Source organism: Nocardiopsis sp. NPDC006198, assembly GCF_040613895.1.
Taxonomy (GTDB): Bacteria; Actinomycetota; Actinomycetes; order Streptosporangiales; family Streptosporangiaceae; genus Nocardiopsis; species Nocardiopsis tropica.
In genome coordinates this window covers 119534-130619 of sequence record NZ_JBEXSY010000016.1, presented here as the reverse complement: position 1 = coordinate 130619, position 11086 = coordinate 119534, and the positions used below count along the sequence as shown (strand labels likewise).

General features: G+C 73.5%; 7 protein-coding genes. All 7 read right to left on the bottom strand.

Going from position 1 to position 11086, the window contains the following annotated elements; translation table 11 throughout:
* Positions 1-120 precede the first annotated feature (120 nt).
* A complete protein-coding gene (locus ABZ234_RS13955) occupies positions 121-2340 on the bottom strand; it encodes an MMPL family transporter (RefSeq protein ID WP_355012262.1) in 2220 nt (739 codons plus the stop codon).
* A gap of 22 nt (positions 2341-2362) precedes the next feature.
* Complete coding sequence (locus tag ABZ234_RS13950; RefSeq protein ID WP_355012261.1) at positions 2363-3520, bottom strand: alpha/beta fold hydrolase; 1158 nt, start codon at positions 3518-3520, stop codon at positions 2363-2365.
* Positions 3521-3573: 53 nt separating this feature from the next.
* A complete protein-coding gene (locus ABZ234_RS13945; RefSeq protein WP_355012260.1) occupies positions 3574-4743 on the bottom strand; it encodes an alpha/beta hydrolase in 1170 nt (389 codons plus the stop codon).
* Positions 4730-7114, bottom strand: coding sequence for an MMPL family transporter (locus ABZ234_RS13940; protein ID WP_355012259.1), 2385 nt, complete (start codon positions 7112-7114; stop codon positions 4730-4732). The genes ABZ234_RS13945 and ABZ234_RS13940 overlap by 14 nt, the downstream gene beginning before the upstream one ends.
* A gap of 144 nt (positions 7115-7258) precedes the next feature.
* Positions 7259-8896 (bottom strand): FAD-dependent monooxygenase, encoded by a 1638-nt coding sequence (locus ABZ234_RS13935; protein ID WP_355012258.1) that lies wholly within the window; start codon positions 8894-8896, stop codon positions 7259-7261.
* A complete protein-coding gene (locus tag ABZ234_RS13930) occupies positions 8893-9570 on the bottom strand; it encodes an HAD family phosphatase (RefSeq protein ID WP_355012257.1) in 678 nt (225 codons plus the stop codon). Before ABZ234_RS13930 ends, ABZ234_RS13935 begins: the two co-directional genes overlap by 4 nt.
* A complete protein-coding gene (locus ABZ234_RS13925; RefSeq protein WP_355012256.1) occupies positions 9561-10598 on the bottom strand; it encodes a ScbA/BarX family gamma-butyrolactone biosynthesis protein in 1038 nt (345 codons plus the stop codon). Before ABZ234_RS13925 ends, ABZ234_RS13930 begins: the two co-directional genes overlap by 10 nt.
* Positions 10599-11086: the final 488 nt, after the last annotated feature.

The following is an 11086-nucleotide window of genomic DNA, read 5'->3' as shown; positions in this document are numbered from 1 at the left end:
CCCGCACCCGGCCCGCGGGGGCGGGGCCCCTCCCCCCCCCCCCCCCCGGGGCCCCCCCCCTGTTTTTGGGGGGGGGGGGGGGGGGGGGGGCCCCCCCCCGCCCCCCGACACGCGGGCGTCCTACTCGGAGATCCCGAAGCGCGCGTGCACACGCTTCAGCGGGGCCGGCGCCCACCAGTTGGCGCGGCCGGCCAACCGCATGAACACCGGCACCAGCACGCCGCGGATGAGGGTGGCGTCCACCAGGATCACCACCGCCATGCCGATGCCGAGCATCATCAGGTAGAGGACGTCGGAGACGGCGTAGGTGGCGAAGGAGGCGGCGAGGATGACCGCCGCCGCCGTGACCAGCGGGCCGCTGCGCTGGAGCCCGGCCGCGACCGCCCTCGTGTTGTCCCCGGTCAGGTCGTACTCCTCCTTGATCCGGGACATCATGAACACCTCGTAGTCCATCGACAGCCCGAACGCGATGCAGAACATCAGGATCGGGAACGTCGTCTCCAGCGTGCCGTTGGCGGTGAAGCCCAGCACCCCGGACAGGTTCCCCTCCTGGAAGATCCACACCAGGACCCCGAACATCACCGCGAGGCTGAGCACGTTGAGCACGATCGCCTTGGCGGGCAGCAGGATGCTCCCGGTCATCAGGAACAGGATGACGAAGGTGATCGCGAGGATGAGCCCGAACACCAGCGGCACCTGGCCCAGCAGGGCCTCGCGGAAGTCGGTCAGGTCGGCCGGGTAGCCGCCGATCTGCGTGTCGCCGGGTGCGGGCACGTCCCGGATCCGCTCGATCAGGTCCTCGACGTCGGTGAGGGCGTCGGAGCTGGGCACCACGGAGAACCAGGTGGCCTCGGCCGAGCCGAACCTGTCGTCGGCCCCGGGCTCGGGCCCCGCGACCTCCTGGCCGCCCGTGTAGCGGCCCGTGAGCGCGTCCACCTGGTAGACGCCCTCCACCTGCGACAGGGCCTGCGCGTACTCGCCGAGGGCGGCCGTGCCGGCCCCTCCGGGCGTGTCCACCAGGACCTGCACCGCGTCCATCTCCTCCTGGACGAAGTTGGTCTCGATCTGGTCCTGGACGTCGCGGCTGGAGTTGCCCTGGGGCAGCACGCGGGCGTCGGGCAGACCGAAGTCGAGCCCCGTGGCCGGGGCAGCCAGGAGGAGCACCAGGCCCAGCGCGGGCAGGCCCCACAGGATCGGCCGGCGCATCATCCTCAGGGCGGTGGAGTGCCACCACCCGCTGTCGGGGGCGGGCTCGCGCTTGGGGCGCACGCGGTGCCCGACCTTGGCGAGCGCGGCGGGCAGGATGACCAGCGCCGCGAAGACCGAGGTCACCACGGCCCCCACGCCCGAGTAGGCGAAGGACTGGAGGAAGGGGAACGGGAAGAGCATGAGGCAGGAGAGCGCGACCGCGACGGTCAGTCCGCTGAAGAAGACGGTGCGCCCGGCCTTGGCCACCGCCAGCGTGACCGCCTCGGGGACCTCCCTCCCCCTGGCGAGCTCCTCGCGGAAGCGGTTGATGACGAACAGGCTGTAGTCGACGCCGAGTCCCACGCCCATGACCAGTGTGAGGTTGGCGGCGAAGGTGGACACGTCGGTGAAGTAGGTGACGCCGCGCAGCAGCGCGAGCGTGGCGATCACCGAGAAGAGGCCCATGGCCAGGGTCAGTGCGGCGACGGAGACCCTGCGGTAGATCATGAGCAGCAGGACGAACACCAGCGGGAAGATGATCAGCTCGGCGCGGATGAAGTCGGCCTGCGCCTGCTGGGCGGCCTGGCGGAAGATCTCGTCGCCGCCGCCCACCTCCACGCGCAGGACCTCGTCGTCGCGGGTGAACTCCGGGGAGATCTCGCCGAGCGCCGTGCGCGCCTCGGTGACGGTCCCCTCCATGCGGACGGTGATCAGCGCCTGGGACCCGTCCTCGGAGCGCATCGCGGGGGAGTCGCCCCGGCCCCAGTAGGACGCGGTCTCGGCGACCTCCTCGCGGGAGGCCAGGTCCCGCTCCAGCGCGGTCGCCGCCTCGACGACCTGCGGGGCGTCCACGTCGCCGCCCTGGGCGGTGACCAGGAGCAGGAAGTGGTGCTTGCCGGTGCCGAAGCCGTCCTCCAGCAGCTGCTCGACCCGCTCCGACTCCGAGCCCGGGCTCTCGAAGCGGCTGAGGAGCAGCCGGTCCATGGTCCCGGCCGCCAGGACCAGGCTGACCAGGGCCAGCGCGATGCAGGCCAGGATCACCCGGCCGGGGCGCCGGGCCAGGCCCTCCCCGAGCCGGGTCAGGAACGGGGGGCGCCCCGGCGGGGCCCCTTCTGTGCTCGGTGGTGAGGTTGTCGTCGGTGACGAGGCCATCGTGTGTGTTCGCCTTCCAGGGTCAGGAGGTGGGGGCGTGCCGCTCCAACCACGCGGCAGCCGTCTCGTACAGGAGCTCGGATCCGGCGTCGACCGTCACGAAGTGGCCGGCGTCGTCCAGGGTGGTGGCGGTGACGTCGGGGCTGGAGGTGAACAGCCCGGGATAGCCCTCGACGCCCTGGCGGAGGACGTCGTGGGCGCCGAAGACCAGGTGGACGGGGACGTCGATCTCCCCGACCAGGTCCAGGTCGTAGAGGATCGCCATGGGCTCGGAGATCATGACGCCGCAGGGGTTGCGGCCCCAGTGCTCCTCCACCTCGGCGACCACGGCGGGGTCGGCGTCGGCGCCGAGCCCCCCTTCGCGGAAGTCCTCCAGGGTGGGGTCGAAGTGGACGTAGCCGCGGGGGTCGCCCGGTTCGGCGTGCTCCTCGCCGCCTTCCAGACAGGTCTGGTAGGCGGTGAGGAAGCGCCGGTTGGTGTCGTCGGTGATGCCCACGGCCGCCCACCCGGTCAGGAGCAGGCCGTCCACGTCGCCGAAGGAGACGGAGGCGGTCTCGGCGACCAGGGCGCCGCTGGAGTGGCCGCCCATGACCACGGTGTCGAAGGCGGCGGGCTCGCCCCCCTCCACCCCGTACGCCCCCTCGCGGAGCTGCCCGACCACCTGGTTCGCGATGTCGGCGTGGGCCCCGCTGCAACTGGCGAAGCCGTCGGGGATGTCGCTGGACCCGTAGCCGAGGCGGTCGATGGTGACCGAGGCGTGGCCGCGGGCGGCCAGCTCGTTGACGTAGTTGCGCCCCTCGACGTCCAGCCGCCAGATCCACTCGCCCGTGTTGGTGCCGTGGACCAGCAGGGTCACGGCCGGGGCCCCGGCCTCCAGGACCTCGGCCGGCGCGGTGAGGTGGCCGCGCACGGTGTACTCCTCCCCGTCCGCGGAGCACCGGCCGCGGGTGCGGTTGACGTTGTCGACCGTGAACTCCACGGGGAGGTCCACCACCCCCTCGGGGAGTTCGGCGGGGGCGGCGGGCACGGCGGCGCCCGCCGCCCCGGGAGCTCCCGCGTGCGGGGCCCCGGACGAGGTCCCGGGAAGGGGCCCGGGGGCCGCGGCCGTGGTGGCCGCGACGGTGAGGGCCGCGGCGACGGCGGCCGCCAGGCGGGCGGCGCGTCCGAGGGGGCGGGTCATGGGTGCTCCTTGGCGTGCGTGGGCGCCGGTCGGGCGGCGGGGTCCCGTGCGGTTCACCGCTCCTCCAGCCATGCGGCGAGGTCCTCGCGCAGGGCGGCGGCGCCCGGTTCGAGGACGAGGTAGTGGCCGGCGCCGGCGACCGTGACGGTCTCGCTCTCCGGCGCCCCGGTGAAGAGCGCGGCGTGCGAGGCCCCCTCGCCCACCCGGGTGTCGTCCTCGGCGAAGGCGAAGAGGACGGGGACGTCGATGCGGTCCACGCGGCGCATGTCGGTGGACAGTGCCTCCACCTGGGTCCCGAGGTCCCCGCAGGGGGTGCGGTCCTGGAGGGACGCGGCGAGCGCGGCGGCCGGTGTGGAGGTGTCGTGGAAGTTGGCCCTGGTGAAGGACGTGTCGCCGACGTCGACGTAGGTGTATCCGGCGGGGTCGTCCCCGTCCGGGTCGGGCGGACCCGCGCCGGCGTCGGCGGGGACCCCTCCCTGCATGCAGGAGGCCAGGCCGCCGAAGAAGCGGGCGTTGGCGCGGTCGGTGACGCCGGTGCCGCTCCAGGCCATCAGGACCAGGGCGTCGGGCGCCCCGGCCCCCTCGAAGGAGTAGGCGGTGATCTGGGCGATCTGGGCGCCGCTGTGGTGCCCGGCCAGGGTGACCCGGTCGAAGGCCGGGACGCCGCCGTCCAGCGCCGCGGGGTCCCCGACCGTGTAGTCGCCCTCGCGGACCTGGGCGATGACCTGCGACGCCATGTCGGCCTGGCTCCCCAGGCACAGGGCCATGCCGTCAGGGCGGTCGCTGGAGCCGTAGCCGAGCCGGTCCAGCGTGAGGGAGGCCTGGCCGAGCAGGGCCATCTCCTCCGCGTGGTGGAGGCCGGGCTCGTCCATGCGCCAGAACCACTCCCCCGCCGCCTGTCCGTGCTGGTAGACGGTGACGGCGGGGTCCTCCTGCGCGAGTGCCGCCGCCGGGGCGGTCAGGTGCCCCCGGAGGGTGTACTCGCCGCCGTCGCTGTTGCACGGCAGCCGGGAGTCGTTGCCGTTGGTGACGGTGAAGGAGACGGGAACGTCGACGATGTCGGCTCCGGCCATCCGGCGCGCGGTGGCCTCGGCCCGCTCCTCCGCCGTGGGCACGGGCGCCGCGGAGGTCCCGGAGCCGCCCGCGGGCAGCAGCACGAGCACGGCGGCGGCCACGGCGGCGGCGCCGGCCCCGGCGATCAGGGCCTTCCTAGTCCCGGACATGGGCCACCTCGGTGTTCTTCCTGTCGGGCTCCGCGACCGGGGCGGGCGCGGGGCCCTCCTCCGGGGTCGCGGGGCGGCCGGTCGTGGTGTCGGAGGGGGCCGCCCCGGTGTCCGGTGCGTCCCCGCCCGGCCCGTGCGGGCGGACGGGCTCGGCCGCGCCCTCGCCGAGGGTCGCGTCGAAGGCCCGGTGGAAGCGGCGCAGCGGCTCGGGGGCCCACCAGGTGGCCCGCCCGGTCATGCGCAGCACCGAGGGCACCAGGAAGCAGCGCACGACGGTGGCGTCGACGACCACCGCCAGGGCCACGCCCCAGCCGAGCATCATCGTGTTGGTGACGCGGGAGGCGCCGATGGCGAGCAGGACGACGGCCAGGGTGACGGCCGCCGCGGTGATGATGCCGCCGGTGCGCCGGAGGCCGAGTTCGACGGCCGCGCGGTGGTCGCCCACCCGGTCGTACTCCTCGCGCATCCTGGACATCAGGAAGACGCCGTAGTCCATGGACAGGCCGAAGGCGATGCAGAACATGAGGACGGGCAGGGCGGTGTCGATGAACCCGGTGGGGGTGAATCCCAGCGGCCCGCTCAGGTTGCCGTCCTGGAAGATCCAGACCACCGCGCCGAACATGGCGGTGAGGCTGAGCGCGTTGAAGAGCACGGACAGCAGCGGCAGGACCAGGCTGCCGGTGAGCAGGTAGACGAGGACGAGCATGCTCACGACGACGGCCGTCAGCGCGAGCGGGATCTGCTCGGCGATCGCGGCCTGCGCGTCCACGACGGCCGCGGCCTGGCCGGAGACGGACGTCTCCAGCGGGGTGTCGACCGCGCGGATGGCGCGGACCAGGTCCTGGCTCTGGGGTGAGATGTCCTCCACCCCGGGGTCGGGCATCACCTGGAGGTAGGCGAGGTCGTCGGACTCGCGCAGGGCGTCCACGGGGGTGCGGGCCCGGGTGTTGGCGCCGTCGGAGTACACGCCCAGGGGCGAGCGGACCTCGTCGACGTCGTCCAGGGAGGACAGGGCGGAGGCGTAGGCGTCGAGGGCGGCGGCGTCGGTGTCCTGCGGGGGGCTGTGGACGAGCACGTCGACCGCTCCGGTCGCGGTCGAGCTGAAATCGTCGCGGATGATGTCCATGACCTGGCGCGACTCGGTCTCGGCGGGCAGCTGGCGGTCGTCGGCCATGCCGAACTCCACCCGGAGGAAGGGCAGCCCGGCGACGACCAGGACGATGAGCGACACGGAGGCGAAGAGGGGGGCGCGGCGCATGACGAGGCGGGTGAGCCGCTGCCAGCGCCGGTCGGCGGCGTCCTCCGGGGAGAGGGGTTCGGCCGCGCCGGCGCGGCGGCGGAGCAGGCGGCGCGGGTCCAGGGAGTTGACGCGGTGGCCGAGGAGGGTGAGCAGGGCCGGGAGCACCACCAGTGAGGCGAGGGCCGCCAGCGCCACCACCGTCACGCCCGCGTAGGCGAAGGAGCGCAGGAAGTAGAGCGGGAAGAGCAGCATCGCGGCCAGGGCGGCGGAGATGGCCAGGGCGGAGAAGACCACCGTGCGCCCGGCCGTGCGGACGGTGACGGCGGTGGCCGTGGGCGGGTCGGCCCCGGCGGCCAGCTCGGCCCGGAACCGGCGCACCATGAGCAGGGCGTAGTCGATCGACAGGCCCAGCCCGAGGGCGATGGTGAGGCTCTGGGCGAAGACCGACACGTCGGTGAACCCGGCGATCACGTAGAGGGCGGCGTTGGTCCCGATGATGGCGACCACCCCGACCAGCAGGGGGAGGACCGCCGAGACGACGCTGCCGTAGACCCACACCAGGATGAGCAGGGTCAGGGGGAGGGCGATCAGCTCCGAGCGCAGGAGGTCCTCGGCGATGGTCGACTCGATGTCGTTCAGGACGGCGGTCTGCCCGCCGACGCTGACGGTGAGGGGGCCGTGCTCCCCTCCGTAGGCCTCCGCGATCGCGGCGACGGCGGGCCCCGCCTCGTCCTCCGTGCCGCTCACATGGGCGGCGATGAGGGCGCGGGATCCGTCGTCGGACTTGAGCTCCTCGGAGCCGGTCTGCCAGTAGGAGGTGACGCCTGCGACGGCGTCCTCGTAGGCCAGCCCCTCGGCCAGTCCGAGCGCCCTGCGGGCGACCTCGCGGTCGTCCACCCCCGCCTCGGCCTCGACCAGGAGGATCAGGTTGGGCCGGCTGTCGGGGAAGTGCTCCTCCAGGACGTCGCCCGCCAGGGCGGACTCGGAGAAGGGGTCCTCCGTGCCCTGGCCCGCGCGGAGCCGGTCCGCGACCCCGGAGCCCAGGACCACGGCCCCGACCACGGCCAGCAGGGCGGCGAACAGCACCCACCAGGGTCTGCGCGTGGTCAGCCCGGTCAACGCGTCGAGCATCGTGCCACCCCCGTTCTTCTTGTGCGCGCGGGACCGCCGGTGGCGGTCGGAAGGCTCCGACCGCCACGGCGTGTACCGTCGTCGCCACAGTATCGTATAAGCATGCGACGATCATTCACCTAAACAATAGGGTTCACATATCGTTTACTTGGGGGAGTGCTGGACCCGCGGCAGCGGCGCGGAGCCGAGGAAGTCCTCCGCCCGCCAGCCGGGGTCCAGGACGGCGACCGAGGCGACCACCGCGTCCGGACGCACGTGCACCACCCACTCGCGCCCGGCCCCGCCCCCCGGGGGCCCGCCCCACCGGGCCACGTCGTGGGCCGCGGGGTCGGGCGCCGCGACGTCGCGGCCGGTCAGCAGGAGCACGTCCACGTCCTCGGGGACCGCGCGCCTCAGCTCGGCCGCCGCGTCGGCGGCCCTCCGGGAGGAGCCGCCGACCAGCAGCGCCTGCCGCCCGGAGGCGAGGTAGTCGTGCAGGCTCTCGGCCTTGGTCCCGGCCGCGGGGACGAGCGGCGCGTCGCCGATCCGCCGGCCCGGGACCGCGTTCCCCACCGCCTCGCGCTCCCGCCAGCCGGGCGGGGGCGCGGTGACGGCGGGGCTCTCCCGCAGGTCCGGGGAGATCTGGGCCAACTGCGGCACCAGCCGCTTCTCCAGCAGGCCCGACGCCGAGAGCGTGCGCATGAGCGTGTCGCGGACCAGGCGCGCCAGGGGCGCCCGCACCATCCACGTGCGGGTCTGCTGGTCCGCGCTGCGCACCACCGCCTGGGCGGTGGGCCTGCGTTCGAGCGGGTAGCTGTCCAGCAGCCCCTCCGGGGCGCCCCGGAGCACGGAGGCCAGTTTCCAGCCCAGGTCGAAACCGTCCTGGATGCCGGTGTTGAGCCCCTGGCCTCCCGCCGGGCTGTGCAGGTGGGCCGCGTCCCCGGCGATGAGCACGCGCCCGCGCCGGAACTCGCGCGCCACCCGGGCGTGGACCCGGAAGCGGCTGCGCCACCACACGCTCTCGATGCGCATCCCCGCGGGTCCCCGCTCGGCGAGCAGCCGGGCGAGCAGTTCGTCGCCGGGCGGCTCGGTGTCCCCGTCCGGGGCGATGTCGAAGAACACCCGGTGCCCGCCGCCCGGCAGCGGCACGATCACCAGCACCCCGTCGGGGGTGAGGTGGTACTGGGCCTCCTTCTCGGGCACGGGGCCGCTCACCACCCCGTCGCTGAGCAGGAACACGCGGTCGTAGGTGTCGCCCTCGAAGGCCACGCCGAGCGACTCGCGGACCGCGCTGCGGCTGCCGTCCGCGGCCACCACCCAGGCCGCGGAGACCTCCTCCCGGCTGTCCGGGTCCCCCGAGGGACCGAGGACGACCCGCACGCCCTCCCCCGTCGGCTCCGCCGAGTGGACCTGGGTGGACCACTCGACGGACCCGCCGAGTTCGAGGAGGCGGTCGTAGAGCGCCTGCTCGGTGCCGGGCTGGGGCAGGCAGACCGGGCCGGGGAAGGCGGTCCCCTCCAGACCGCCGAAGCGCACCCCGCCGATCCTGCGTCCGCCGGAGAAGTAGGACGCCGACGCCAGCGGGAGGGATTGGCCGATCACCCTCTCGTGGACGCCGAGCCTGCGCAGGACCTCCAGGGCCCCGCTCCACAGGATGAGCGCCTTGGGCTCCTCGGCGACCCCCGCGCGGCGTTCGACCACGCGGCAGGGCACGCCGTTCTGGAGCAGGGTGCACGCGGCGGCGAGCCCGGTGGGCCCGGCGCCGACCACCAGCACCTGCGGCTGCGGGCCGGGGGCGCTCACAGGACCCCCTCCGCCGCTCGCCGGGGCTCGCCCGCCGCGTCCAGGAGCGCGGTCACGTCGGCGATCGCCTGGGCGTTGTCGCGGAAGCGGACCGTGGCCATGCCCATCCTGGCCGCGGGCTCCAGGTTCGCCTCCAGGTCGTCCACGAAGAGGCAGCGGTCGGGCGTCAGGTCCAGTCGCGCGAGGAGGCGCTCGTAGATCTCGGCGTCGGGTTTGCGCACGCCCTCGTGCGCGGAGTTCACCACGACCTCGAAGAGGTCGTCGGCGGGGACGGTGGCCCGCCACAGCTCCTCCCACTCGATGACGTTGTTGGTGAGCAGGGCGATGCGGTAGCCGTCCCCGCCCAGCCGGCCCAGGAACTCGGCGAACTCCCGGTTCCCGGTGCGCCCGGCGAACCAGGCCTCGCCGAAGGTCCGGCCCTCGGGCAGCGCCCATCCCCCCTCGGGGAGCTCGGCGGTGATCTGCGAGACGAGGTCCGCCTCCGTGATGGCCCCGACCTCCAGCAGCGCCATGGGGTCGGCGCCGTTGCGCTCGGCGGCGGCCCCCATCGCGGTGAGGATGGCGTCGGGGGTCAGCCCCGCGGCCCCGGCGAAGTGCTCCAGGGTCTCGATGAGCGGGTTGGTGAGCACGCCGCCGTAGTCGCAGACGACGGCCTCGATGCGCTTCAGGACCACTGCGCCACCTCGATCCGGAAGGTGCTGCCCGCGACGCCCTGCTGGATGACGCGGACGTCCGCGCCCATGACCGGGCCGAACCGCTCGTCGCTGCGGAAGGGGACCAGGTCGGCCTCCACGACGGAGGCGAGGTCGTTCTCGGAGAACGAGGAGAAGGACGCCTCCACCGAGACGGGGGCCAGGGTGGCCGGGTCCAGTCCGCTGGAGCGCGCCACGGCCGCGACCGCCAGCTGGCGGGCGGCCTCGATGAGCAGGTTGCCCGGCAGGTGGTCCAGCGGGTGGTCGAACAGGTGGGGGTGGCTGTGGTCGGGGACCACGGTGGCCCTCCAGCCCTCCTCGCCGCGCTGCACCGGTTCGGTGATGACGACGTTGCGCGGGTCGCGCCGGCCGACGACCGAGGGCCGGGCGGGGACCGCGCGGGGCGCGGGTCCCGTGCTCCAGTCCAGGGCGTTGCGCCCCTTGCTGCGCAGTGCCTGGTAGGTGAGCTTGCTGACGAAGATGAGCGCGCCGGTGGCCTTGGCGACCTCGGTGCCGTTCAGCAGGACGTCGCCCCGGAAGTCGTATCCGCGCAGCTTCCCGGCCTGGTTGCGGTAGAGGTCGGCCTCGGTCCGGACCAGGAGCCGGCCGGGCTCGGAGCCCTGGCGCAGACCGTCGAGGTCGGTGATGTCCAGCGACATGCGCTGCATGATGAACGCCCGGTCCATGGGGACGTTCAGGTGCCGGTGGGAGATGAGCACGCCGGTCTGGCGGCACGCCTCCAGGATCAGGGGCAGGTCGTAGGCGGTCGACTCCAGCATGACGTGGCCGCGGGGGAGCTGGGCGGCCACGTCGAAGGTGCTCTCCCCCGTCTGCTGGGAGTCGGTGACGAAGACCTCGGAGACGGCGTTGCGGTGGACGAGCCCACGGGGCACCGTCGAGTCGTAGTCGAGTTCGCGGACCTCGGCGTGCTCGGGGTCGAGCCCGGCGAGGGTGACGCGGTCGCTGGCCCCGGTGGCGGCCGGCTGCGCGCTGGTCGTTGCGTGGTTCATGTGCTTCCCTTTCGTTCACGTTCCCCGGGCGGGAGGCGTCTCCGCGCCGGGGGACGAGGTTCGGAACGGCAAAGAAGGGTGGTTCCCGTGTCGGGGCGGGCGGGCCACGGGCCGCCTCCGCACAGGACCGAGTATCCGGAGGCGCCCTGAAGGAGCCCTGAACAAGACCTGAAGACGAATCGCGAAAGAAGTTCGCATTTTGCCGCGCACAGCACATCCACCTGCGAAAATGCACGCGCAATTGATCAAGGACCATGATCGTCATGGGATTGTGACTATCAACACAAGAGATGGCCTTGGGCTTGTCCGTAACCCCAGGGGCTGCGAAGCCACCGCGGTCGGCGCCGGAGCGGAACTTATCCATTACTTACAGGCATGGCCTGCGTGTTTATGATCGACTCGCCGCGCCCCCGGCGGCACCGAAGCAGCTGGGAGCGCTGTTCCACCCCGCAAGACCCTGGAATTCTCTCGGCGCCGGAACCCGGAAT